This window comes from Caballeronia sp. KNU42 (genome assembly GCF_053760385.1).
The window spans coordinates 2420006-2445700 of sequence record NZ_CM132389.1; the positions used below are offsets into that span (position 1 = coordinate 2420006).

General features: G+C 62.1%; 20 protein-coding genes. 12 read left to right on the plus strand and 8 right to left on the minus strand.

Going from position 1 to position 25695, the window contains the following annotated elements:
- Nucleotides 1–23 precede the first annotated feature (23 nt).
- From ACSOSP_RS30150 to ACSOSP_RS30190, 9 genes are all read left to right on the plus strand, one after another.
- Nucleotides 24–1298: a dicarboxylate/amino acid:cation symporter gene (locus tag ACSOSP_RS30150; protein WP_455312171.1), complete on the plus strand. Its 1275-nt coding sequence runs from the start codon at nucleotides 24–26 to the stop codon at nucleotides 1296–1298.
- A gap of 8 nt (nucleotides 1299–1306) precedes the next feature.
- On the plus strand, nucleotides 1307–2008 hold the full coding sequence (locus ACSOSP_RS30155) for an aspartate/glutamate racemase family protein (protein WP_455312173.1): 702 nt from the start codon (nucleotides 1307–1309) through the stop codon (nucleotides 2006–2008).
- Nucleotides 2005–3432, plus strand: coding sequence for a dicarboxylate/amino acid:cation symporter (locus ACSOSP_RS30160; protein WP_455312175.1), 1428 nt, complete (start codon nucleotides 2005–2007; stop codon nucleotides 3430–3432). The genes ACSOSP_RS30155 and ACSOSP_RS30160 overlap by 4 nt, the downstream gene beginning before the upstream one ends.
- A gap of 161 nt (nucleotides 3433–3593) precedes the next feature.
- Complete coding sequence (locus ACSOSP_RS30165; protein ID WP_455312176.1) at nucleotides 3594–3932, plus strand: hypothetical protein; 339 nt, start codon at nucleotides 3594–3596, stop codon at nucleotides 3930–3932.
- Nucleotides 3933–4022: 90 nt separating this feature from the next.
- Nucleotides 4023–5345: a type VI secretion system baseplate subunit TssK gene (tssK, locus tag ACSOSP_RS30170; protein ID WP_455312177.1), complete on the plus strand. Its 1323-nt coding sequence runs from the start codon at nucleotides 4023–4025 to the stop codon at nucleotides 5343–5345.
- A 49-nt stretch (nucleotides 5346–5394) separates the two neighbouring features.
- Complete coding sequence (locus ACSOSP_RS30175) at nucleotides 5395–6150, plus strand: DotU family type IV/VI secretion system protein (protein ID WP_455312178.1); 756 nt, start codon at nucleotides 5395–5397, stop codon at nucleotides 6148–6150.
- A gap of 37 nt (nucleotides 6151–6187) precedes the next feature.
- Nucleotides 6188–10399: a type VI secretion protein IcmF/TssM N-terminal domain-containing protein gene (locus ACSOSP_RS30180; protein ID WP_455312180.1), complete on the plus strand. Its 4212-nt coding sequence runs from the start codon at nucleotides 6188–6190 to the stop codon at nucleotides 10397–10399.
- Nucleotides 10396–11592, plus strand: a complete 1197-nt coding sequence (gene tssA, locus ACSOSP_RS30185) for a type VI secretion system protein TssA (protein WP_455312181.1) — start codon at nucleotides 10396–10398, stop codon at nucleotides 11590–11592. The genes ACSOSP_RS30180 and tssA overlap by 4 nt, the downstream gene beginning before the upstream one ends.
- A gap of 365 nt (nucleotides 11593–11957) precedes the next feature.
- Complete coding sequence (locus ACSOSP_RS30190; protein ID WP_455312182.1) at nucleotides 11958–13973, plus strand: acyl CoA:acetate/3-ketoacid CoA transferase; 2016 nt, start codon at nucleotides 11958–11960, stop codon at nucleotides 13971–13973.
- 142 nt (nucleotides 13974–14115) lie between these two features.
- Here ACSOSP_RS30190 and ACSOSP_RS30195 read toward each other — a convergent pair whose 3' ends face one another.
- The 4 genes from ACSOSP_RS30195 to ACSOSP_RS30210 all read right to left on the minus strand — a co-directional run bounded on the left by ACSOSP_RS30195 (nucleotide 14116) and on the right by ACSOSP_RS30210 (nucleotide 18947).
- Nucleotides 14116–15777, minus strand: a complete 1662-nt coding sequence (locus ACSOSP_RS30195) for an acetolactate synthase large subunit (RefSeq protein WP_455312184.1) — start codon at nucleotides 15775–15777, stop codon at nucleotides 14116–14118.
- Between the two features lie 284 nt (nucleotides 15778–16061).
- A complete protein-coding gene (locus ACSOSP_RS30200) occupies nucleotides 16062–16835 on the minus strand; it encodes a class I SAM-dependent methyltransferase (protein ID WP_455312185.1) in 774 nt (257 codons plus the stop codon).
- Nucleotides 16836–16945: 110 nt separating this feature from the next.
- A complete protein-coding gene (locus ACSOSP_RS30205; RefSeq protein ID WP_455312186.1) occupies nucleotides 16946–17437 on the minus strand; it encodes a polyhydroxyalkanoate granule-associated phasin in 492 nt (163 codons plus the stop codon).
- A 391-nt stretch (nucleotides 17438–17828) separates the two neighbouring features.
- The gene (locus ACSOSP_RS30210; RefSeq protein ID WP_455312188.1) at nucleotides 17829–18947 is read right to left on the minus strand and encodes an FUSC family protein; all 1119 of its coding nucleotides are present in this window, start codon (nucleotides 18945–18947) and stop codon (nucleotides 17829–17831) included.
- 270 nt (nucleotides 18948–19217) lie between these two features.
- Between ACSOSP_RS30210 and yghU the strand changes: the two genes are divergently transcribed.
- Nucleotides 19218–20096 carry a glutathione-dependent disulfide-bond oxidoreductase gene (yghU, locus tag ACSOSP_RS30215; RefSeq protein WP_455312190.1) on the plus strand — a complete coding sequence of 293 codons (879 nt, stop codon included), beginning with the start codon at nucleotides 19218–19220 and terminating at the stop codon, nucleotides 20094–20096.
- A gap of 181 nt (nucleotides 20097–20277) precedes the next feature.
- Here the strand turns inward: yghU and ACSOSP_RS30220 are convergent, their stop codons facing one another.
- From ACSOSP_RS30220 to ACSOSP_RS30230, 3 genes are all read right to left on the minus strand, one after another.
- Entirely contained in the window at nucleotides 20278–20508 is a 231-nt protein-coding gene (locus tag ACSOSP_RS30220) for a hypothetical protein (RefSeq protein WP_455312191.1), read from the minus strand.
- Nucleotides 20509–20723: 215 nt separating this feature from the next.
- Entirely contained in the window at nucleotides 20724–21692 is a 969-nt protein-coding gene (locus ACSOSP_RS30225; RefSeq protein ID WP_455312193.1) for a LysR family transcriptional regulator, read from the minus strand.
- Complete coding sequence (locus ACSOSP_RS30230; protein ID WP_455312195.1) at nucleotides 21692–22213, minus strand: hypothetical protein; 522 nt, start codon at nucleotides 22211–22213, stop codon at nucleotides 21692–21694. Before ACSOSP_RS30230 ends, ACSOSP_RS30225 begins: the two co-directional genes overlap by 1 nt.
- Nucleotides 22214–22488: 275 nt before the next feature.
- Between ACSOSP_RS30230 and ACSOSP_RS30235 the strand changes: the two genes are divergently transcribed.
- Nucleotides 22489–22668 (plus strand): hypothetical protein, encoded by a 180-nt coding sequence (locus ACSOSP_RS30235; RefSeq protein WP_455312196.1) that lies wholly within the window; start codon nucleotides 22489–22491, stop codon nucleotides 22666–22668.
- Between the two features lie 37 nt (nucleotides 22669–22705).
- On the opposite strand, the gene ACSOSP_RS30240 is transcribed toward ACSOSP_RS30235, so the two are convergent.
- Entirely contained in the window at nucleotides 22706–23833 is a 1128-nt protein-coding gene (locus ACSOSP_RS30240; RefSeq protein WP_455312198.1) for a diguanylate cyclase, read from the minus strand.
- A gap of 392 nt (nucleotides 23834–24225) precedes the next feature.
- On the opposite strand from ACSOSP_RS30240, the gene zwf reads away from it, so the two are divergent.
- Nucleotides 24226–25689: a glucose-6-phosphate dehydrogenase gene (gene zwf / locus ACSOSP_RS30245; RefSeq protein WP_455312200.1), complete on the plus strand. Its 1464-nt coding sequence runs from the start codon at nucleotides 24226–24228 to the stop codon at nucleotides 25687–25689.
- Nucleotides 25690–25695 lie beyond the last annotated feature (6 nt).

Sequence of the window (25695 nt, forward strand, 5' to 3'; positions counted from 1 at the left end):
ACACATACGCGAGAGAGCAGACCATGAATTCCAGCAGGATCTATGCATTCGCCCTGAACCCGTGGGTGGTGATCGGCAGCCTCGCGATCGGTGGCACGCTCGGCTTGCTGTTGCCCGTCGAGGCGCAGAAACTTGGCTTCATCGGCGATATCTATGTCGACTTGCTGAAGATGACGACCTTGCCGTTCATGATCTCGGCGGTCATCTTCAGCTTGCAGCGCCTGTTCCGCGACGGCGGCACCTCGCGCCTGTTGGTTCGGGTGGTGACGGTGTTCCTGTGCGCTTCGGCGACCGTGGCGGTGGTCGGCGCGATCGTGTTGCTGGTGCTTCATCCCGGCAAGAACCTGTCGAGCGCGACCATGCAGACGTTCGGCCTGATGGTCGGCAGCGACAGCACCTCCAGCGACACCGTGATGAGCCTGTATGGCGCCGATGTCGCGCAACCGTCGCTCAGTTTCTCCGACGTGCTAACGAGCCTCGTGCCGACCAACATCTTCGCGGCGCTCGCGAACGGTGACGCGCTCAAGGCGCTGGTGTTCGCACTGCTGTTCGGTCTTGCGGTCGGGCGTGTGCCCGAGCGCATTTCGGCCGGCCTCAGCCAGTCGCTCGAAACCATCTATCACGCCTGCCAGAGATTGATGCACTGGCTCAGCTATCCGCTGCCGCTGATCCTGATTTGCATGAGCGCCGCCCAGCTCGGCAAGTCGGGCGTGGGACCGCTGCACGCGATGCTGCACTTCGTCATCGCGTTTTTCATCGCGTCCGTATTGTTGCTGCTGCTCGCGACCGCGATCATTTGGAAACGTTCGAGCCATAGTCTCGGCAAGACGCTGGACGAGTTGCGCGCGCCGTTTGCACTCGCACTTGCGACCCGCAATAGCGCGGCATGCATGCCGAGCATGATCGAAAGCCTCGTCGACGGACTGGGCTTTGCACGTTCACGCGTCGAGTTGCTGGTGCCGCTCACCATCTCGCTGCTGCGTGTCGGACCGATGGTCTATTACGTGTGCGCCACGCTCTTCATCGCGCAACTGTATGGGCACGCGCTTGGCATCGTCGAGCTGGCCACGGTGCTGCTTGCATCGGTGCTGGCGGGGTTTGCATCGGCGGGCATGACCGGGCTCGTCACGGTGTCGCTGGTGGGCATGACGTGCGCGTACCTGCGGCTGCCGTTTGAAGCCGCGTTCATCCTGTTCCTCGCGGTCGATCCGTTGTGCGACATGCTGCGCACGCTGATCCTCGTGATCGGCAACGCAGCCGCGGTGACGCTGATCTGTCCGCGTCCGCTGAAAATCTAGGACCATCGATGGCACTCATCGGAATTCTCGGCGGCATGGGACCTCTCGCGACGGTCGACTTCATGGCGAAGGTCGTGCAGCTCACCGACGCGTCCTGCGACCAGCAGCATCTGCCGATGCTGGTCGCCAATCTGCCGCACGTCGCGGACCGCTCGCGCGCCATTCTCGGCGACGGCGAGGATTGTCTCGACGGTCTGCTGGAGGGTATCGACCTGCTGAACCGCAACGGCGTGGGACTCGTCACGATCCCGTGCAATTCCGCTCATCACTGGTATGCGCAGATGCTGGCGCGCAGCGACGCGCCGGTGCTCCACATCGCCGATGCCTGCGTCGCCGCAGTGCCCGATTCGGTGCGGCGCGTGGCTGTGCTCGGCACCGGCGGCACGCTGGTGTCCGGCTTTTACCAGGCGGCGTTGGCCGCGCGCGGCATCGAGCCCGTGGTGCCGGACGCGAACATGCAACTGCAGATCGCCGCGTGCATCCATGAGGTCAAGGCTGGCGCACTCAAGCATGCCGCCGGGCATCTGGCATTGGTGCTCGACAAGCTGGCCGCACAGGATGTGCGCGTGGCGGTGATGGGTTGCACGGAGATTCCACTGGCCGCACGGCATCTGCCGGATTCACCGCTGACGTTGATCGACAGTTCCCTGGAGCTGGCGCGCGCCACGGTATCGTTCGCAGTCGCGCGCGGCTGGAACCGGCCGCAATGAAGACTTTGCAGACGCTCTCGCAGAGCACCCTGGGCTTGCTGCTGTGCCTCGCGGTGGGCGGCCTGTGCGGCGTGTTCGCCGCGCCGGCCGGCGCATTCGCGTATTTCATCGGCGAGATGTATCTGTCGGTCGTCAACATGGCCGCTGTGCCGCTGCTGGTGGTGGCGACGTTCTTCGGATTGCGCCAGGTGCTGGCGTTGCCGAGGCCGGCCATGCGCACCGGCACCATCGTCGGTCTGGCTGTCGGCCTGGTCGTGCTGTGCGCTATCGGCGGCACGCTGGCCGGCGTGCTCATGATGCCGGGGCAGCATCTCTCCATCGCAGCGCATGAACAGCTTGGCGGACTCGTCCTCAAAAGCGCGGGCGATGGCGGGGAAGTGCGCGTCACGCTGCTCGGCCAGGCGGCGCACGCTGCGTCGGGCGTGGGCGCCTATGGCGTGCATGACCTGTTTCCAGACAATTTCTACCGGGTGCTCGCCGAAGGCCGCTCGCTCGGCATCCTGACCGGCACGATCCTCTTCGGCATGGCGTTCGCCACGCTTTCACGCGATCAGTCGAACATGTTGAACAGCGTGTTCGAGGGCGTGTACAGGACGCTCGAAGTCATCATCGCGCATGCGAACCTGCTGATTCCCGTGCTGGCGTTCGGCATGGCCGCGCATCTCACATCGCATACGGAGCGCGCCACGCTCAGCGCCATGGGCGGTTTCCTGCTGTGCTTCCTGCTGGTCACCGTGTTGCTTGGCGGCTTCGCCCTGGCGATGATCACAACGCGCAGCAGCCAGCCGCTGGGGCACGTGATCAAAGGCCTGAAGGCGCCGCTGCTGGTAGGCCTCACATCGGGCAGCGCGACCGCGCCGATCCCGCACACCATCGAAGCGATGAGCGCGGGGCTGGGCTTCAGCCGCGGCATTGTCGAACTGGTGGTGCCGTTCGGCTCGGTGTTCGTGCGGGCCGGCTCCGCACTCTACTTCGCGCTGGCGACGGTGTTCGTCGCGAACCTGTATGAGCGGCCGCTCGATGCCGGCGACATCGCGATGATCGCCGCTGCTGCCGCGTTGGCCTCATTTATCTCCGCAGGGCAAAACGGCGTGGCGACAGTCGGTTATACGGGCGTCGTGCTGTCGTTCCTGCACCTGCCGGTGGAAGCCGCCGGCGTGCTGTTCGTCACCATCGATCTTATCTGCGAAGGGCCGCGCAACGTGCTGAGCCTGTTATCGGTGTGCACGGTGATTGCGCTCGTGTCGGCAGGATTGCCTTCCGAGCGGACCCAGTTTGCCGATGGGCATCAGCATGGCGGTCCCCAGCTCGCACAGGTGCTGCGCTTCGAGTTCACGCGTGCGCAACTCGTGCTGGCGGTAGGCTGCGCGGCGGTGGCGGCGTCGCTGATCGTATTGATGGGCATTGGAGTTGGAGCGAGATGACGAACTGGTCGATGAGCGATGGTGTGCGCTGCATGTCGCGTCGCGGCGCTCGCCTGTTGGTGGCAATCGGCTGCGCTTGCATACTTGCTGGCTGCGGCATGATGGGTTTGAGCGGAGAGAAAGCGTCGTGGTCGCAGGTCACGCTGAGCGCCAGCGACGACATGAACAACAACAGCCCGCTGGCGGTAGACGTGGTGCTGGTGAGTGACGAAGCGATGCTCGCACGGATCGCCGAGCTGCCCGCATCGAAATGGTTCGCCGGGCGCGCCGATCTGCTCAGTACGTTCCCGAAAAGCCTGCGTTACCGCAGCTGGGAGTTGGTGCCCGGCCAGCGGGTCGACCTCTCCGACGATGCATTCACCGGTCCGCGTGTCGTCGCGGCTTTTGTGTTTGCCAATTACCCCGACCCCGGCGCGCATCGCGTCCGGATACAAAAGTTCAGCGGCCGCCTCGTCGTGCAGCTGGACAGCAATAGTTTTTCAGTCGCGGATACGAAATGACAGCGTGTGAGCGCCAATTAAAAGATGACGCCGCCAACCTGGCGGATGCACACCGACTCGCGAACGAATGCGGCGTGTGGAGGAACAACCATGGCTAACCCGGTCACCGATCGCATCGAATGGTACGAGGGCATGCTGCTGTCCCCGCAGCACTTTCAGTTGATGGCTGCGCGGGTCGATTCGCTCGTGGCGTGGCAGACCCTGGCCGCCGCGCCATTCAGCTGGGGCGTGCGGCGCCTGGTGTTCGATAACGGCCTGTTGCCGACCGGACTCGTGCGGATTCTCGAACTCGACGCGATCATGCCCGACGGCACGGCGGTGTCCTATGCGGCCGAGTCGAGCCAGCACGGGCGGCTCGAACTGTCGCTGGAGCCGTTTGCCGAGCAGTTGGCGAAGGGGCCGCTCGATTTCTATCTCGTGCTGCCGGTCGCCGCAACCATGCGCCGCGATGCGCAGGTGAAGCGCTTCCGTTCGAGCGCTGGCGTGCCGGTCGAAGACGAAGTGTCCGATGCGCCGCCTGCCGATATCCCGCGTCTCCTGCCGAATCTCGCGATTACCGCGGGCGAACCGCCTTCAGGAATGCATGTGCATGTGCGGCTCGGCTCGGTGTATCGCGACAACGAGGTGGTGCGGCTCGGCGACTGTCTGCCGCCGCTGCTCGAAATAGCCCGCGACAATCCGTTGTGGACCGCGGTTGCTTCGTTGCTCGGACAGTTGCGCGGCAAGGCGGCCTTCGTCGCGCGGCAGACGGCGAATCCGTCGTCGAAGGTGGACGACCGCCTGACTCAATTGGAATTGAAGGATCGCCTGCGCAGCCTGCTGAGCGCGTTGCCGCTTGCAGAAGCGGTGCTGCGCACGCCGCATCTGCATCCGCTCGCGCTGTTCTGGTCGCTGGCGTCGTTAAGCGGAGCGCTTGCCACGATCAAGCCCGGAGGCCTGCCCCCGGTGCCCCCTGATTACGACCACGCAGATCCGCTGGCGGTGTTCACGCCGTTGTTGCGTTCACTGCGCGAAGCGGTGTCCGAAGTCAGCGAGGACTACCGCGAACACAAGTTCGATTTCCGCCATGGCGCGTTCGAAATCGGCTTGCAGCCGGACTGGGTTGGTGAGCGTCTCGTCGTAGGCCTGCGCGGCCAGTCCGAGCGTGACCTGCTTGCTTGGATGGACGGTGCGGTGATCGGTTCGCAATCCGTGTATGCGTCGCTGCGGGCGCGCCGAGTACTGGGCGCCACGCGACGCGGCGTCGATTATGCGGAAGAGCTTGGGATCCGCTCGGGCTCCGGCTACCTGCTGTTCGAGATCGACGCTGAAGCGGCGCTCGTGCATGCCACGGAGCCGCTGGTGATCGGGAATCCGAATGAAGGCGCGAGCGCGCAACGGCCGCAGGAAATGCTGCTGTTCGTGAAGGGCTGAAGCCCGCCGAGACAGTGAAGATGAAAGCAACGATGAAGGTACGCTGAGCATGGCACGCAATCGACCGCTTGAACCCGAAGAAGACGACCTCGTGACTGAACAGTTCCGGGTTTTCCTCGATGAGCTCGTCAAGGCGCAGGCGCGCTTTTCCGAAGTGCCCGGCACCGATCCGGATGTCGCCGCTCAGGGCCTGAGCCGTCATCTTCTGAATCTGCTCGAGGTACAGACGCTGCAATCAAGGCGCGACACCACACGCTTCGAAATGGAAAACGTCGCCGATGCGCGTTATCTGAAGACCGTGCTCGCCGATGAAATCCTGCTCAATACGCCGTGGACCGGCCGCGAGCGCTGGACCGCGTACCTGCTTGAATCGACGCTGTTTCGCACTAACGTCGCAGGCGACCTGGTGTTCCGCCGCATCGAGCAACTGCTGTCGGACCGCGAACCGTCGCGCCGTCACGTCGCGCGGCTTTACCTGTTCGCGCTCGCGATGGGTTTTCAGGGCCGCTTTCGCGATGCCGATGCGGCCCCTCGGCTGCGCAGCTACCGCGAGGAACTCTACGAGTTCGTCTATCAGCGCCGCGCGGACCTGGGCGGCCGCGACCGCGTGCTGGCCGAGCCGGCGTACGCGAACACGCTGTCGCACGTGGCGCCCCGCAAGCTGCCGACCGTCAGTCGCTGGACAGTCATTTTTCTGCTCGCGCTGGTGTCGTTGCTGGCGATTTCCGAAGTGCTCTGGCTGTGGCAATCATGGCCGGTGCGCGAAGCTTTATATGCCGATCCGGTGACGGGGGTGAGCCAGTGAACTCACTCAAGCTGACCAGGGTTGCGGGAGCGCGAGCATGCTGACGAGCAATCTGTTCCTGTTGTCCATCGGAGTGCTGACGCTGGTGGTATGCGTCGTGCTCGGCGCCGTGCTGTACTTCGCGTTGCATGGCGCGCAAAGCAAGCCGGCCCCGGATCGCAAGATCGTCCGCCTGCGCTCGGATTCACTGCGCAGCGCGTTTCGCCAGGCGGTTGAACTGATCGAAGGGAATATTGCGTCGCGTGCCGAGCGCTACAACATTCCGTGGATCATGATCCTCAACGAAGGCGACGATCCGCGCCCGCTGCCGATCGCGCAGTCCGGCGTCGCGAGCGTGTTGAGCGCTGAGGCGGCCAGCCCGGCTGCCACGCAAGGGATCTCGTGGCATTTCTTCGATCGCGGCATTGTTGTCGATATCAAGGCGGCGTACCTGGGTTCCCCGGAAGACGACGGCGATGAGAAACCCTGGGACGAGTTTCTCGGCCTGTGCCGGAACTATAGGCAGCAGCGGCCGTTCGACTCGGTGGTCATCACCGTACCGGCTGCAACCCTGCTTGCAGACGATACCGACGCGCAACTCGAACTGGTTCGTCATGCGAAGCTTGCGCATCGGCGCCTGTGGCTCGCGCAGAACCGCTTTGCGATGCGCTTCGCGGTGTACGTCGTGGTCACCGGCTGCGAGGCGTTGACGGGCTTCGCCCCGTTTGCCCGCGCATTGCCGGAAGCGTTGCGCGCGAGCATGCTCGGCTGGTCGTCGCCGTATGACTTGTCCACCACGTATTCGTCGGATTGGGTCGATACCGCGATGCACAGCATCATGCGTTCGGTTTCCGATGCGAGCGCGGAACTGTTCGCGCTCGATGCCGGGCAGATGGACGCGCGCCAGTTCCTGCTGTTGCCGTCGCGGATCGAGGCGATGAGCGCGCAACTGCAGCGCTACGTGGATGAACTGCTGCGCGCGAGCGCCTACCACGAGCCGTTCTTCTTCCGCGGCATCTACCTGACCGGCGACAGCAGCGAATTCGCGCAATGGAGCGTGGGGCAGGGCGACGAAGCTGCGGTGAAGCGCGATGCGCTTGCATCGCCTGCATTCAGTGAGGACCTGGCGATGGGCGGTGTGGCCGTCTACGACGCGGGCGATTCAGCGTTGCAGCCGGCCGGTGGCGGTTCGCCCATGGGCCGCCGCGAACCGGGCGGCTCGCTTAACGACCTGATGCTGCAGCCCGCGTTCCTGCGCGATTTGTTCGAAAAGAAAATCTTCCTGGAGTACGGCCTGACGCGGCCGTCGCGCTCGCAATACCTGGCGCGGCCGGTGCTGAGCCGGGCGTTGCGTTGGGGTGGCATCGCGTTGCTCGGAGGCTGGGGTCTCGGGCTGGTTGTTGCGACCGTTCAACTGAGCCATCGCAACGGCGAACTGGTTACCGCGCTCGGCTCGCTGCGCAGGGATGCGCAGGAGCGTGCCGCGGCCGCGCAGCAGGCTCAGGACCTTCCGGCGGATTGGTATCGGCGCAAGGCGCTCTCGCTGATCGCGCTCAACCAGCATCTGAGAACCGACAGCGCGTGGACCGTGTTCATGCCGGGCTCGTGGAGTGTGGTCGACGACCTGAACGCCCACGTGAAAGAGCGCTTCGAGCGCGAATTCGGTGAAATCGCGGTGACTGCGCTGGAGCGTGAGATGTTCTTGCGCGTGAGCCAGTTGACCGGCGAAAGCCGCGATCCGAGCACCGGGCAGTTGATCGTCAACGACGACTGCACGGCGCCGGCAGCGGCGCGCAGCGACGTGCGCGGCGCGTCGAGCCTCTCTGTCGACAACGCGCCGCAAGTGCGCGCGTTGCAGCAGTATGTAGGCTCGGTCGATCAGCTCGACGCCGCGTTGCAGGCGCTGCAGCGCTTGCAGACACCGTCGCCGGACAATGCCGACGCGTTGCGGCTGGTGGTGCGCTATGCGCTTGGCGCCGAACTTCAAGGGAGCGTGGCCGGCACCTTGCCTTACTTCTATCGCGATCCCGCCGGACGCGGTGCGACCAACTACGCGACGAATTTTGCGGCCAACCCCGTGGGCGGCGTCAGTTTGCCGGTCATCCAGCAGGCGCTGCGCTGCACGTTCGACAAGGGCGCGCAACAGGTCGACAGCGGCCTGTTCACCAACAATGCGTTGCTCGCCGCGGAGCGTTCGGTCACCGAGCATCTGAACAACCTGTCGGTGGGTAGCGCAGGCGCGGCGGATTTCACGCAGCTGACCAACAACTATCGTGCGATCGTGGCGGGTATCGATTCGCAGCGCGAACTATTGGCGTCGGGCAACGGTGGCTGGCTGCGCCAGCCGCAATTCACGCCTGGGCCGGTCTATGAACGCACCCTCGCGCATGCGGCACAGAACCGTCTGCTCGGACCCGATCTCGTGGCGCGTATTCGTGAGCGTGACGACACCGCGTTCCAGGCGTTTCGCAGCGAACTCGCACTGCGTTTCGACGCACCCGACGCCGGCCTCGTCTGGCTCGACAAGGACGCGCGCTATGCGGTCTCGCCGACACGGCTTGCGCTGCGCGATGGCCTGTCCAATCTGCTGGGCCAGCCGTTCATGACGGCGCCGCGAGGCCGCACGCTGCCCGATCTCGCTGAAGGCTCGACGATCGTCTGGGATCGTGCGCAACTCGACCAGGCGCTGACGCTGGGCGACGTGCACAAGCGCTTCATGACCGATGGTCTCGCGAGCTTGCCGGCGGCAACGCGGCCGGCGATCGAGCAGGCGCTCGACACGCAGTTCGCACAGTTGATCCTCGATCAGACCGCGGGCGCTGCGACCGTTACTCAAACGCAAGGCGACACGGACAGCGCCGCGTTCGATGCGTCGCGCGCGCGCCTCGTCAGGATCGAATCGTTGCTGGCGGAGATGAATGCCTCGGCTCAGGTCGAAGATCTGGACAGCGTGATGTCGCGCGATGCATCGGCCCATCTGAAACTCGTCGACGATGCGCTCACGCAGTCCGAGTTGTACGCGACTCGCGAAAGCGTCGTGTACGACCACGCCGGCAGTAGCCGCTCTCCCGTGCTGGTGGCGTTCGGCGTTCCCGATGCCGGCGCGCTCGCGGTGTATCTCGACCAGCAATCGGCTCGTGCGCTCGCGCTCGGCAAGCAGGCGTCCACCTATCTGGCCGCGCTCAATGAAGCCGATGCGGCGTCGCCGCTCGCGCAGCGCTGGCAGGCGATCGTGCGCGATCTCGAACGGTATCGCCTGAAAAATCCGAACAGCAGCCTGCTGCGACTCGAGCAGTTTGTAGCAACAGCCGCGGCCGACCCGGGTGCGGGCAGTTGCATGGCTAAGTTTGCCGGCCGGCCTGCCGCGAACGGAGCCGATGACTACTTTGCGGCGTTGCATGCGCGTCTCTACGATAGCCTGCTGACGCGTTGCAGCCAGAACTACGTGTATGACTTGCGGCAGCAGTGGGACAGCTTCGCGACGGCGTTCAACCAGAACGTCGCGGGGCGGCAACCCTTCAGCGGCTCCATGCTGATTCACGTCGTGAACCGGGGCGACGCCACACCGGCGGATTTCGGCGAGCTTGGTCAGGTGCTCAAGCGTTACGCGGCGGTGTCGGACACGTTCCGCGCCACGCGCACGGGGGCGGGCACGCAGACGTCGTTGACGAACACCTCGGTGCGCCAGTTCATCGACAATTTCGATCAGGTCAGGACGCTGCTCGCGCCGCTTTATCCCGCTGACGATGGTGCGCCGACCGGTTACGACGTAGGCGTCGAATTCCGCGCCAATCGCGGCGCTGAAGTGGCTGCGAACCAGGTGATCGACTGGACCTTGTCGATCGGTTCGCAGAGCCTGTCGTTGCACGACGCTCCGCACGCGCTTCACTGGGATTACGGCACGCCGGTCACGCTGGTGCTGCGCTTTGCGAAAGACTCGCCGCTCGCGGCGGCAAGCGACCCGCAGCAGCGCGCACTGTCCACCGACGGGCACACGCTTACCTGGCAATTCGCCGACCCTTGGGCGTTGCTGTCGTTCATCGGGCGGCAGCGCGTGCCGGATGCGAGCCTGAGAGGCGACAGCGCGTCGCAATTGCTGAGCTTTGATTTCCCGCTTGTTACCACAAGCCCGGCCGACCTCGCCCTGTTGCCGAAGCAGGCGCGGGGCAGCGTGTTCCTGCGCCTCACGCTGATGCCTGCCGGCAAGAAAACCCCACTGCCGTGGCCTGGCAGTTTCCCGGCGCGCGCGCCGGACTGGACCGCGTTATGAAACTGGCTGACACAATGGACTCCGCGCTGGACTCCGCGCTGGATTTTGCACCGACGGCGTTTGGCGTCGACCTCAATTCGCTGCTTGCACCGGTAGAAGGCGGCGAGGGCGGCGCGGGCATTTCGCTGCGCTACGACGCGCTCTACCAGCGGATTCGCGATGCCCGGCATCAGGACGATGCAACGCTGCCGATGGGTGAATGGGAGCGCCCGCTGGTCAAGGCCGACTGGAAGACGGTCGCGGCGTTATGCAGTGACGCGCTAGGCAACCGCAGCAAGGATTTTCAGCTGGCCGCATGGCTGTGCGAAGCGTGGACGCGTCTGCACCGGATCGACGGCTTTGTTGCCGGGACGCGGCTGCTGGCCGCTCTGGTCGAGCGCTATTGGGACCACGCATGGCCGCAGATCGAGCACGACGACGTGGACGCGCGGATCGCGCCGTTCGTCTGGATGAACGATGCCTTTTCGTTGATGCTGTCGTTGCATGTGCCGTTGATGACCATCGAGGGGCGTGAACCGTCCGACGTTAATCTCGACGACTGGCAGCGGGTTCTGCAGCTTGCCGATGACGATGCCGGCAGTGGCGTCTTAACGCGCGATCTGCTCGCGCAGAATCTGAACAAAGGGCGCAACCTTGAGAGCCTCCGATCATTGCATCAGCAACTGGACGGCGCGCTCGGCGCCTGGCGCTCGCTGACCGGCCTGGTCGACGAACGGCTGCACGACGATGGTCCGAATCTTTCGCGCGTGAGCGACGCGTTGGCGCGCCTCGCGCGTGCGACGACCAGCCTGCTTGGCGAGCACGCGCTACCGCAGATTCAGCGGACGCCGCTTGGTGGCGGGCAGGACAAGCTCACGCATTTGCCGTCGGTTGCAGAGGGGTTTGCGTCTGCGGAACACGGCGGGCCATTGGGATTTGAGGTGCTCGCCGGCGATTCCCAACGCGAGGCGGCACAGGGGCGCAATGCGGCTGTGGCGGCATTGCCGGCCCGTATCGAGAACCGTGCGCACGCCTACCAGCTGATTGAAATCGTCGCACGTTATCTGGAGGAAAACGAGCCGCATAGTCCCACGCCGTATCTGCTCAAACGAGCCGTCTCGTGGGGACAAATGCCACTCGCGAACCTGATGCGCGAGATCGTTCGCACCGAGGGAGACTTGACGCGTTACCTCGCGCTGCTCGGGCTGGAATAGCGCAAGCCGGCACAAAAACCAATCACATTCCGCGCGGTTTCGTGCGGATGCTCGGGCCGGTGGTCAAGCCCCGCACCCGCAATCATTTCCTGAACGCAGCCACTGCCGCGCGTATCGCGGCAGCTGGCCGTGTCAGTCCAACGTCACCTCAATCACTCATGGAAGGCAAGCGGCCGGCCGAAACGGGCCTGCCGTCAAGCTGACGTGCGGCCCGGTTTGAGCCGCCCGGAGCGGATTCCCGGATGTCCGCCTCCTGGCCGCTAGGGTTATCTCGGACTTTGGCAAAGGAGGGAGCGGCGCACAATGTCCGCTCGCAGCTTTGTTTGCCCGGGGTTCGTTCGCTCGCCGCTGATCGAGGAGACATCATGAGCGCAGGCTTCCAGCACCCGTTTCTATCGTCGCCGCGCAGTTCGGAGCGCGGCAAGGTGGTATCCGCCCGTGAAGCCGTACGGCTGATCAGACCCGGCGATACGGTCGCGACGGGAGGTTTCGTCGGCATTGGTTTTGCCGAGGAAATAGCGATCGCGCTCGAAGCGCTCTACCTCGAGGAGAACAAGTCGACCGGCGATTTTCCGCGAGACCTGACGCTTGTGTATGCCGGAGGGCAAGGAGACGGCAAGTCCAAGGGCTTGAATCATCTGGCGCACGTTGGCCTGGTTCGCCGGGTCGTCGGCGGTCACTGGGGTCTGGTGCCCGGGCTGCAGCGCCTGGCGATAGATGGCCTGATCGAGGCTTATAACTTGCCGCAGGGCGTCATCTCCCAGATGTTCCGGGACATCGCCGCGCATCGTCCAGCGCATCTTTCGACCATTGGCCTGGGCACGTTCGTCGACCCGCGTCACGGCGGAGGAAAGCTCAACTCCCGCACCACTGAAGACCTGGTCAGCCTGATTTCAGTCAACGGGAAAGACTGCCTCCTCTACAAAACGTTTCCAGTCAATGTCGCAATCGTGCGTGGGACGACCGCCGACGCGAGCGGCAATCTGACGATGGAAAAGGAGGCATTGACGCTTGAGGCGCTGTCCATTGCGATGGCGGCGCGGAACTCTGGCGGCATCGTCATCGCGCAGGTCGAGCGGATCGCCGACACGAACACGCTGAACCCGCGGCAGGTCAAGATCCCGGGAATCATGGTCGACTGCGTGGTTCTGGCGCAACCATCGAACCACTGGCAAACCTTCGCCGAACCCTACAGCGCCGCGTTTTCAAGCGAGCTTCGCGTAGCGGCGAGCTCCGTCGCGGCGATGCCGATGAACGAGAGGAAGGTCATTGCCCGCAGGGCAGCGTTCGAATTGATGGCCAACAGCGTGGTCAATCTCGGTATCGGGATGCCCGAAGGCATCGCAAGTGTGGCCAATGAAGAGCAGGTAATCGACCTCTTCACGATGACGACCGAGCCCGGCGTCATTGGCGGCATCCCTGCCGGAGGTCTCAATTTCGGCGCTGCGACGAACACCCAGGCGATTATCGACCAGCCATATCAATTCGATTTCTATGACGGTGGCGGCCTCGACATCGCTTTTCTCGGGCTCGCCCAGGCGGACCGCGAAGGCAATCTCAATGTCAGCAAGTTCGGTCCGAAGCTCGCGGGAGCAGGCGGGTTCATCAATATCAGCCAGAGCGCCAAGAAGGTCGTATTCGTCGGGACATTCAACGCGGGGAAGGTGGATGTAGAGATAAAGGATGGCCGCCTTATCATTCGCCAGGACGGTACGTGCAGAAAATTTGTTGATGCAGTAGAGCATCGGACGTTCAGCGGTCAGTATGCGCGTGAGCGCGGGCAGCCCGTGTTGTACATCACCGAGCGCTGTGTTTTTTCGCTCAGTCAGGACGGACTTGAGCTGATTGAAGTCGCACCGGGTGTGGATGTGCAACGCGACATCGTCTCCCAGATGGGATTCACCCCCGTCATCAAGGCGCCGCCGCGACTCATGGACGAACGCATTTTCCTTGGTACGCCGATGGGCTTGCGCAGCGTTCTGCTCCGGCTGAAATTGAGCGAGCGCTTTAGCCTCGACACCGAAAAGAATATGTTCTTCATCAACTTTGAAGGGCTGGACGTGGTGACTCTCGATGACGTCGATGCGATATACGCCGAGGTTGAGTCGCGGCTGAGCCGTGTTCTGTCGCGTCCACACGCTATCGTCAACTACGACAATTTCACCATTCGCCCCGAGATCATCGCCGACTATTCGAAGATGGTTTCCAGGCTGGTGAGTCAGTTCTATTCGGCGGTGACGCGATACACGACCAGCAGCTTCCTGAAAATGAAGCTGGGTAGCGCGTTGAGTGAGCGGGGTGTTTCCTCTTATATCTACGAGAGCCCGGAGGAAGCAGCAGCACAAAAAGACGGCGCGGGCGGGCGCTCGGCGCTGCACTGAGCGTCTCTCCCGGCCGGGAAGACATTGTCTGAACGCCGGATCCGGATGCGCTCGGGCAAACCGAGCCGCCGCCTATGGGATCGGGCGGCTCAGCACTATCGGCAACAGGACTCCTCGCGTTCCTGTAGATCCGCGATCTTCGCTATGCGGCATCCATCACGCGGTTCTTGAGTTCATCGACGAGTACGCGGGTGTTCTCCGAGTAGTCGACCGGAACGATGACCAACTGCACGCCGCCTTCGCGAAACGCCGCTTCAAGTGTCGGCGCCAGCGCATCGGCCGACTCGACTCGCCGTCCCTTGGCCCCGTACGCATCCGCATACTTGACGAAATCGGGGTTGCCGAAAGTGAGACCCCAGTCCGCGAAGTTGTCGACGGCCTGTTTCCATCGGATCATGCCGTACGCGTCGTCCTGGATGATCAGTACAACGAGGTTAAGCTTCAGCCGGACGGCGGTTTCGAGCTCCTGCGAGTTCATCATGAAGCCGCCGTCGCCGCATACCGCCATCACGCGCCGGGCAGGGTAGAGCAGGGCCGCCATCATGGCCGACGGCAGGCCGGCGCCCATCGTCGCCAATGCGTTGTCGAGCAGCAGCGTGTTGGCGTTGCGTGTGCGGTAGCAGCGCGCGAACCAGATCTTGTACATGCCGTTATCGAGTGCGACGATGCCGTCGACCGGCATGACCTCGCGCACGTCGTGGACGATGCGCTGCGGCGTCAGCGGGAAGCGTGACTCCTGCGCCCGGTCCAGCGTGCGTCTCAAGATGCCTTCGCGCAGCGGCGCCAGTGCAGCCGCGTTCGGAAGCTTGCCTTGAACGTGATCGGCAAGCCGCGCGAGACTCAGGCCGAGGTCTCCCACCACTTCGGCATGCGGGAAGAACACCTGTTCGACGTGCGCTGGCGTATAACCCACATGAATGACCTTGGGCCCTTTCGGCCCCATGATGAACGGTGGTTTTTCGACGGTGTCGTGCCCGATCGCGAGGATCAGGTCGGCGCGGTCGATCGCCTCGTGCAAGTAGTCGCGCGCGCTCAGCGCGGCCGTTCCCATCCAGAGTTCGCTGGCCTCGTCATGGCCGACGGCGGCAACGGTGCCCTTGCCCATCTGGGTGTTGAAGAACGGGATACCGGTGGACCGGATGAACTCGGTTAATTGACCCACCAGCCGCGGCCGGTTGCTGGCGGCGCCGAACATGACCAGCGGACGCTCGGCTTTCATGAGCAAAGATGCCGCCCGTTCAATGGCGGCCTCTTGCGCCACCGGAAGTTCAACGGGATGCAGCGGAACGAGCGCTATGTCGTCGCTCACCTCGACGGCGGCCACGTCTTCCGGCAACTCGAGATGGACCGGACCGGGCCGCTCCTCCGCAGCCAGCCGGAACGCTTCGCGCACCACGGTGGGAATACTGCTCCCGCTGACGATCTGCCGGGACGCCTTGGTCAGTGGTTTCATCGTGGCGACAATGTCGACTATCTGGAAGCGCGCCTGGTTCGCCGTCATGATGGGTTTCTGCCCGGTAATGAGCACCATCGGCATGGCGCCAAGATGCGCGTAAGCGGCGCCGGTCACCAGGTTCAGCGCGCCGGGGCCGAGCGTCGCCATGCAGACGCCCGGCCTTCCTGTCAGGCGGCCGTGGGTCGCCGCCATGAAGGCTGCAGACTGTTCATGGCGGGTCAGGATCAGCTGGATGCTGGAGCGCCGCAGCGACTCGACGACGTCAAGATTCTCTTCGCCGGGCACGGCGAAAATGCGATCGACGCCTTCATTCTCAAGTGCCTTGACGAACAGGTCGGATGCTTTCATGAGTATTCACCTTGTTTCTTCAGACCCTTAGCCGGTCCTGGGCCGAATCAGTGGACGTGCTGCTGGCAACATGCAATCGCGGTGCGAACCGGCGCGTTTCACCTGCCGGCTGATCGCCCTCCAGTATGCGCGAGTTGGCGAGTCGCATGAGTTCTGCCGGCTCTCGTGTTTCGATCACTTCTCAGCGGCGACAATTTTGTCTTTCATCGCGCTGCTCAAAGAAGTAATGAATGTACGCCCGAATGTACGTTCGCCGCTTGCAGCATCAATTGCCAGGCGAACGATTATTGATTCCCAACCCTTGCATGTACCAGGCAAGGCAAGCGACCCTTTGCCAGCGGATTCATCAGGAACAGGTCCTCCGTCATCTTTTGCCAGCCACGGGGAGCCCGGTACTCGAGCACGCTCAAGGTCGCTATGGCTGATGACCAGCTGCGCAGGCGCGCCGCGATCTCATCGCTGTTAATGCCCCAGGGCATAGGAGGCAGGCGATAGTGCGGCGTTTGCATGACGCCCCATTGGGTGAGCTGGGAAAACCACCGCGGAATGACGTCGAATGCAATCTCGGCGCCCGGGAAACGCTCGACGATCCTGATAAACAAGCGTCGCACCGCTTCCGGCTCCAGATACATGAAGAGGCCCTGAACAACGATGAATACATCCGGGTTCGCTTCGATCCCTTCGATCCAGCCTGGCTCGACCACGCTCGCGGCGACGTGACGAAAGCGTCTGGTCGCTGGAAGAAAGTGCTGACGCAGTTCGATTGCAGCCGGCAGGTCGACCGTGATCCAATGCATCCGCCCGTTGTCCACGCGATGAGCCTGCGTTTCGAGGCCTTCACCGAGCGATACGACCAGGCCGTCCGGATGCCGTTCGAGCCATCGTGTCAACAATTGGTCTATCCTGGCCGCCCGTGCGGCAAACGAACCGACGGGTTCTCCAAAACGACGCACGAAATCGTAGTCGATGGCATTGCAGATGCGCACGCTGTCGGGGTCATTGAGAATACCGTCAGGGCGGCGCGCTTCGCACGCACGGTCGTAGAGCGTCCACAGCATGGTTTCCGACACACCGTCCAATTTGCATTGGATCTTCGGGAAAGTCTCGGCGCTGTGATCGCGAGCCTGCGGAGGCGCGTCACGAAGTGGTTCGCCTAGAACGGCGGCTGTCAAAGCACACCTAGACGCTTGGCATTTGCGGTCGCACGGTCGTAGATGGGTGCGAGACTCTCCTGGACCACACGCGCGGTCGAGTTGGCCAGCTGTAACGGATTGGCCGGAGATGCTGCTGCGATCTTCAACAGCGCTGCCTGGCGTTCAAGCCATTGTGTCAGGGATTGGCTCGACCCCAAGGATGAGGCCGCGGCAGACGTAGCCCAGATATGTTTGCTGGTATCGGTTGCCAGCGCCATGCCCAGATTGACGAATCCTGAACCCATCGCCTGGATTGACTCGGACGCCGCCTCGCTCTTTTCCTGGCTCATCAGGCTGAATTCGACCCGGTCCCGCTCGTTGGGGAGCGGCCCTGCCATCGCCATGCGAGTGGTGCGAACTTTAACGACTTGTGCGGTCGCGCCGAGCATTTCGCAGGTCTCGGTGAAAAGGCGCATCCAGTTCCTGGAAAGTTCACTGAGAGACGGCGAGAAAGTCGAGTAAGGCATGAAGTGCTCCAGGGTCGGTCTGCCTGATACGGATACCTAATAAAGATATCAACCACAGTCAATGAATGAGCCAAATCGGAAATTTGGTGTGTGAATCAGGGTTCATGCAGGAAAAAACTGCCGCTTCGTCATAACCATGTTGATCAACAAACAAGACAAGGCGGTGAACCGGCATCGGTTCCGTCTGCGCTCGTTGTGATCACCGGTTTCAACCCCGCCGAGTTGGAAGACGTTCAGGTTCCGATACGCGATGTGCATACCGTGCCTGCACTTTAGTAAGGTTTCTGCGACCGGCATGAGCCGTCAAGTCGCCGTCGCTCGGCTACAGCATAGGCCGATAATTGTTGCGTCGCAACAATTCATTTGCAGATAACTTTGGCCTCGATGCAATCTATTCGCCGGGGCCAGGGGATCGGAGCGGGAAAACGAACATGGCTGCCGCGAGGCCGATTGCCCCGCCGAGTAGCGTCTCCCAGGCGCGTGCCGCGAGCAGGGGGATTGAATGCACACCACTTGCCGCCAGCGTGACGATCAACGTAAAAGCGAACGCCGCGCAGGCGATGTCATAGCGCTCCGGCAATGCCATCGTATAGACGACCATGGCGAGTGCAGCCACAGCCCAGATCAGCAGCGGTGCATGCTCGGCGACAGGCAGACAGGCAAGGCCTAACGGAACGCCGATCAATGTGCCAATAATGCGGCGACGCACGCGTTGTTTGGTGCCGCTCGCCGACCCCGCGACGACGTACGTGCATGCAGTGATGGCCCAGGCAGATTCGTCCAGGCCGATCAAGCCGTTCAGGGCCACGATGATCAACGCGCCGGCGGCCGCCTGGCACCCCATGAAGAACTCCGGCGAGCATCTCCGCGAACCCGATGCCGTGCCGGCCGCGAGCGCTGCTATCTGGACGGGGCGCTCCGCGGGCCCGCTTAGCACGCGTGGCACGATCGCCGCCAGTGCGGCGATCAACGCGGCAATCCCAATGGCCCCCAGGTCGGCGGCCGTCAGCCGGGCGCCGTAGGCGAGCAACTCCCCAATATATATTTGCGACCCGATTCCGGCGCCCAGCACCCCGAATCGCTTCAAATAGCCGACCAGGAATGCGCCGGTCACAAGAATCAGCTCCGGACCTGCCCGCCCGGCAAGCTGCAATGGCCGGAGGAAAAGCACGAACAGGATCGCGCCAAGTGCGGCCGCAAAACTCAGCAGCAGGAGATCACGGCTCGACTCGGCGCGCGTCGTTTTTCCCTCGGACACGCTCGCCCAGAGCGCGAAGCTGCCAGCGAGGTAACCCAGCGATACGCTGCTGGGCACACTGTGCGCAATATCCTGCAGCGTCCCGAGCGCGGCCGCGATGCCGTACGCCGTCACGAGCCGCAAGCCCTTGATGCGACGGTGCGTACCGGGATCGACCCGGTCGAGCCAACGGCCAACTGCCTCTACAGGCCGCAAGATGCCCCGACGAAAATTCCCACCATGGTCCATGGAGCTTTGCGGGTCGTCATTCATTGGCTTCACCGTGTCGTTTGGCGGGGCTCATTCGACTAGGAGCGTCAATGCGAGGTTATCTGGTCGGGGGAAAAACGGGAAGTATCGACCCGGATGACGGCGTGATCGTGTTGAGACCGCACTTAAGGATGAAAGGGGGTTTCGGCATGCTTTGCGCCATTTTGTTACTCTCGCTGCGCACTGCCTTTTTCCTGAGGCAGAAGGACTGAGGCACAGGGACTAAGACCCAAGGACTGAAACACAAGGACTGAAACACAAGGAGCTGTGAGCATGACCGATTCGTCTGACTACGTGCCGCCGAAGGTTTGGACATGGAATAAATCCGATGGCGGCCGCTTCGCGAACATCAACCGCCCGACGTCGGGGCCGACCCACGACAAGGACCTGCCGGTGGGCCTCCATCCTCTCCAGCTTTACTCGCTGGCGACACCGAACGGCGTGAAGGTCACGACGATGCTGGAGGAATTGCTGGCACTCGGCCATAGCGGCGCGCAATACGATGCCTGGCTGATCAGGATTGGCGACGGTGAGCAGTTCGGTAGCGGCTTCGTCGAAGCGAACCCGAACTCCAAGATCCCAGCGCTCTTGGATCGAAGCGGCCCGAAGCCGGTCCGGGTCTTCGAGTCCGGTGCGATTTTGCTATACCTTGCCGAAAAATTTGGCGCTTTCCTGCCGACGGAGCCCAGCGCGCGCGCCGAATGCCTGTCATGGTTATTCTGGCAGATGGGCAGCGCGCCCTATCTGGGCGGGGGCTTCGGCCATTTCTATGCTTACGCGCCGACGAAGATTGAATATGCGATCGATCGGTTCGCGATGGAAACGAAGCGTCAGCTCGATGTGCTCGATAAGCAGCTCGCCGGCAACGAATACGTGGCCGGCAGCGAGTACACCATAGCCGACATGGCGATCTGGCCTTGGTATGGTGGCTTGGCAAAGGGTTGGCTCTACGAGGCGGCAGAGTTCCTGGCGGTGCAGGACTATCAGCATGTTCAGCGCTGGGCTGATGCGATCGGCGAACGCGCGGCCGTGCGGCGTGGGCGGATGGTTAACCGCGTTTTTGGCGAGCCATCCAGTCAACTGCACGAGCGCCATGACGCCGCGGATTTCGACACCAGGACTCAGGACAAGTTGACGCCACAGGAGGAGTGAAGCGCAGGGGCATCACGGCGGTCCTTCATGCCGGGGACGTGGACCGTCACCATTTGTACAGGGTACGGCCGATTCCTGGCACGCTTGTGTAGTCCTTATGATTGGATGGCGCCTTGGCGCCATCGCAACACGCAAGGACACCGTCCTCGACCGGCTACGGACACCAACAAAGAGCTTCGTCCTATTCAGCGTCGGGGACGAAGAGCATGGAGATATAGAGAATCGTGGAAGCGACTATGATCCCGACACCGACAAAGACTTTCGTCCGGTTGAATTCAAGTCCGCCATCTATCGCAACTCCGATGCCAACGACCGAAGATAACGTACCAATAGCAGCAAGACCGATGTGAATTTTGCTGAGCAGTAATCTGCGGCGCAGCGGCTTATCTGGATTAGAAGTTTTCGGTGCCATTTGGAATATCCTCATTGCACGGTTGCGAGCACTGGCTTTCCAGATGCTCGGAGAGTCGACCCAGCACGGACCCTAAACGGACCCGCACGGCGACTCCCGGATAAAACCCGCTGGTTCAAGGTCGCAAACCGGAGCGGCCTGGAACTGCTGTCCTGGCGCACTCGGGGAATGTGCAACTAATGAGTCCTTCCGCCGCCGAGCCGGGCTTACGGCTATCAGACCACCGCCCGACGTTCGCCGAGCGTGTCTTCTGGAATCGTTACACAGACGCCTCTTGGCCACATCGCTTCTTGGCCAATGTTTGCGCGAGCGCAAGCAATAAAGGCTCGGGCTGCAGGCGTCGGCTCAATGCCGCTGCGGTAAACAACGGCCGCTCCGGCGTCAAGCGCGTCGACGGTGTAGCCTGGCAACAGCCGCAACAGCTCGCCACGCTGTTCGTCCTCAGCGACTGAGCTAGCCGGCACGACAGAAAAGCCCATGTCTGCAAGCAAACCCGCATGGACGGCAGTTGCGCTATTGACCGTATATGCAGGTGTCAGCGCGACTTGCTCTCGTTGTCCTGTCGAATTCAAAAACAACAAACGTGCATTGGCAGTCGCGATGGACAACGCAATATAGGCATGGTTGCAGAGGTCCTGAGGCACGCGCGGCGTACCGTGAACTGCAAGATAGCGCGACGTCGCAACGCATATCATTGGGCTTGTCCAGAGTGAGTACGCCGCGAATTCCTTTTCGTCGATATCGACATTGGCAACGAGCGCAACGTCGTAGCTTGAATCCAGCCAATTGTCGTCACGTTCTAGAACGGCCAGTTGCAAATCTACATTCGGGTAACGACGATGAAAGGCGCCAACCAGAGAAGTCAACGAGGACAGCGGTAGCGTGTTGGACGCGACGATTCGTAGCGTGCCGCCAGGCTCATCCTCCGTGTGACGAACGGCTCCCTCCAGATGATCAAGGTGTTCAAGCCAGACGCGGCTCGTTGTTAAATAGTTGAGACCGGATGGTGTCAACCTGACTGAGCGCGTCGAACGGTCCAGCAGTTGCACGTTCAAGCGGGCTTCCAAAGCCGCGATGGTCCGCGTCGCGCAGGCGTTGCTCAATCCCAACTCTCTCGCGGCGGAGCGGAAGCTTTTGAGTTCCGCGATGCGTACGAATATGCGCATGCTCTCGATCAGCTTCATTAAATCTTCTCCGTTGATCTGACAGGCAGTGGGCCGAAAAACATTCTTCGCAGCTTGTCGTGGCCGATCACGCGTGCCAATTCGGCGAGCACACAGTAGTTGGTGATCAGCGTCGCCAGCAGGATCTGGATGGCCCAGAAATGCGCCCAGTTCATCTCGGCGAGAAGTTTCTGATTGGCGGCGAGCAAGCCGGGCGCTTCCTTCCAGTACTCGTAAACGCGTTCCAGATAATGAACGATCAACGCCACCACGGCGTAGATGGCGGTCTTCCAGCCTGCATTCCAGATCAATGGCTTGTCGGGAAAGCGATTGATGAAAGGCAGCAGGTTGGCAAGTAGCACGGATTTCCCGAGAATCAGGGCGGCGACGGTTATAGAGGCGGACGTCGGCAGCGTGATGCCGGTGCCCCGGGTCATCAGCGCGCGAATGATCACGACAATATGGAGGATGACGAAAAAAAAGATTGTCGGTGGCAACATTTCCATGAAGCCATGCTTGATCGTGGCGGTCAGTTTGCTCATGGTCCTTTTCTACGATGGTTGGCTTCCCCAGCGGCCGCTTGAGTCGCGAGACGCAACGCGTCCCGATCCAGTGGGGACTACAACTTGACCGCTTATGAAAGAGGCTTCGTTGTACAAAATGGCGCCGATGCGACGTGCAGGCAAGACGTCGCGATAGAGATGTGTTCACCGATGAAATAGTTCAAGCGAACATTTCTGACCGATAGTGAAACGCGCCGCTTGAGTCAAGGGATTTTTGTGGCCGTAAGCTCGCTCGCGCGTTGCAGATCGAGGTCGTGGCGCAAGGCGTCGAGACGGAGTCGCAATTCCGTACGCTCGGCGAACTTGCCTGCGATCAGGCGCAGGGTTTCCTGTTGAGCCGACCGTTGCCCGCTGCCGAGTTCCTTGCGTTCCTGCGTTGCGCCGCGGACCGGATCGTCGTCGCCAGGAGCGTTTGCGTCGCGCCCGCAGGGTGAGGGCGCCCGCGCCCGAGGTCAGCAGGGACCGTTATTGTTAGATGTCGCTTGCGTTGTCTGCGAGCTCGACACGGTTGCGGCCCGCCGCCTTGGCGCTATAAAGTGCGCGATCGGCGCGAACGATCGTATCGTCAACAGACTGGCCTGAGCGGTGGCCCGCGACGCCAGCCGAGAACGTAAAGTGCATATCGCCCAGCTCGCTTGTGACCCCAAGCACGGCGATGCGCTCCCGTAGCCGCTCCATCGCGTCGAACGCGTGCGACACGTCGGTCTCCGGCATCAGGATCAGAAACTCTTCTCCTCCCCAGCGCGCTACCGTGTCGACACTGCGCATGCTTGCGCGCGCGACCTCGGAGAAACGACGCAGTATCCGGTCGCCGCCGGCGTGGCCGAAGCGATCGTTGAGCTGCTTGAAATGGTCGAGATCGAGCAATGCCACGGAAAATGACTGCACCGCACGGTCCACGCGGGTTACCTCGGTCAGCAGCAGTTCACGGGCGCGGCGACGATTGGCGAGGCCCGTCAGATCGTCGAGCGTTGCAAGGTCCTGGATGCGGTCCAGTGCCGCCTTCAGATCCAATCGTTGTTGTTTCAGCCGTGCCTGCAATGAGTTGAGCCTCATGGCGAGCGCCGATACCCCCGGCAACGTAATCATGCATACGAGGAAGTTGGACAGGTCCACGACCGTTGAATAGCGGCCTGGCCAGCGGGCATGCATCCATACAATGACCGCGCCCATGACCACGAGCGCAAACACCGTCAATTGAACCATGCGGCGCCACCCTATGGAGAACGCGCCAAAGTTCAAGACAACGACGAATGGAAGCAGAACGGCGCTTCGCGCGGCGCCCGTGATGGTATACCCCGCCATGACCGCGAAAATGGCGAACACGATCTGCGCCTGGCTCAGCGCCGCGTCCTCGAATCGGCGGCTCCAACCGCTTCGGATCAGCACATGAAAAGCGCAGAGGCAGATCAGCACGCACACAGCCCACGCCACGATGGCGTCGCCCGAGACGACTTTGGAGCGCGTGAACAAGCTCATTACCCCGGCGCAACCCGCATAAATTGCAAAGGTCAGCCACCAATGCTGGAGCCTGATCCTGGTGTTGCGCTCATCGGTCCAGAGTGCGATCGCGAGACGGCGCTGCAATGGAAATCTCATACGTTAGGGGTCGCCTCAGAAATCGGATTTTTCGTACGATAGACGATTGCCCGATAAATGAACCAAAGATCATCGTTCACGCTAAATGGCTTACGGACAGCTTTCCTGCGGGATGGAGCTGAGCCCGCATTGTCGCTGCGAGTCGGTAAGATCTGACAAAGGAGATGAGCAAAAATCAGCAATTTTGTCGAGTCCGGAAAAAAGTCAAAATACAAACACCGTGCCGGTGCGCGGTCAGCATCGCGAGTTCGACTTATAAACGCGTGATACTGTGGCAGCAAAATTACCCGGCCTGATGTCAAATCTTGTCAGGCCAATCGAATCATGACGAATGCAAGGGCTCCGTCAGGGCCCGTCCTTCAGGCATCGACAACCCAGAAAGGATTTGCACGATGGCCAAGATCTCTGCAGGAGTAGGTCCACAATTCCCACAAGTCGTCGTCCTGTTCGGCGCCACTGGCGACCTGGCGCGACGCAAGCTTTTGCCAGGCTTGTTCCATTTGGCGAGCGCAGGATTCATTCCGGGCTGCAGGATCATAGCCGTCGCGCTCGACGACATTCACATCGACGATTTTCGTCGCACGGCGCGCCAGGCGCTTGACGAGTTTTCTTCTCGCAAGGTCGCCCAGACGGAGTGGGACACGTTCGCCGCCAATCTCGACTACGTGCCGCTGACAGCAGGAGCGGAGGCGCTCAAGGCGGCCGTGCTGAACGCCGAGATGAGTTTCGATGGCGAATGCCGGCGCTTGCACTACCTGAGCGTTCCGCCTAACGCCGCACTCTCCGCGGTTGGCATGCTCAAGGAAGCGGACCTCGTGGACCGCTCGCGGATCATCATGGAGAAGCCGTTCGGAACGGATCTGAAGAGTTCTGTTTCGCTGAATGCCCGGTTACACGAAGTCTTCGAAGAAGAGCAGATCTTCCGGATCGATCATTTTCTGGGGAAGGAGCCTGCCCAGAACATCCTCGCGTTCCGCTTCGCGAACGGCCTGTTCGAGCCGATCTGGAACCGCAACTTCATTGACCACGTGCAGATCGATGTGCCCGAAACGCTGGGCCTCGGCAAGCGCGCGGGATTCTACGAGCAAACAGGCGCGTTTCGCGACATGGTCGTCACCCACCTGTTTCAGATTCTCGCGTTCATGGCAATGGAGCCGCCGACGTCGCTGGAACCGTCGCCCATCAGCGAGGAAAAGAACAAGGTTTTTCGCAGCATGCTGCCGATACAGCCAACGGATGTCGTCCGGGGGCAGTACACCGGTTATCGATCCGAAGAGGGCGTCAGTCCCGAATCGGAAACGGAAACATTCATTGCGTTGAAATGCTCGATCGATAACTGGCGCTGGGCCGGCGTGCCATTTTATCTGCGCACGGGAAAGCGGCTTGCCGAGGGGCAACGCATCATTTCCATCGCCTTTCGCGAGCCGCCGAAGAGCATGTTTCCGGCTGGGTCAGGTGTCGGTTCCCAAGGACCGGACCATTTGACGTTCGACCTGGCGGACGCCTCGAAGATGTCGCTTTCGTTTTATGGCAAGCGCCCGGGTCCCGGGATGCGGCTGGACAAACTGAGCTTGCAATTCGCCATGCGCGATACCGGCCTGATTGGCGATGTACTGGAAGCGTACGAGCGATTGATCCTCGACGCCATGCGGGGAGACCGGACGCTTTTCACGACCGCCGAGGGCATTGAGCGGTTGTGGCAAGTCTCGACGGCCTTGATCGAATCTCCTCCGCCGGTTCGCTTCTACGCGCCCGGATCGTGGGGCCCGAATGCTATCCATCAACTCGTCGCGCCCCGGGCGTGGCGGCTTCCCTTCGAGCGAGCGTGGCGGGATCCAAACGCCCTGGGTAGCTGACTCGTC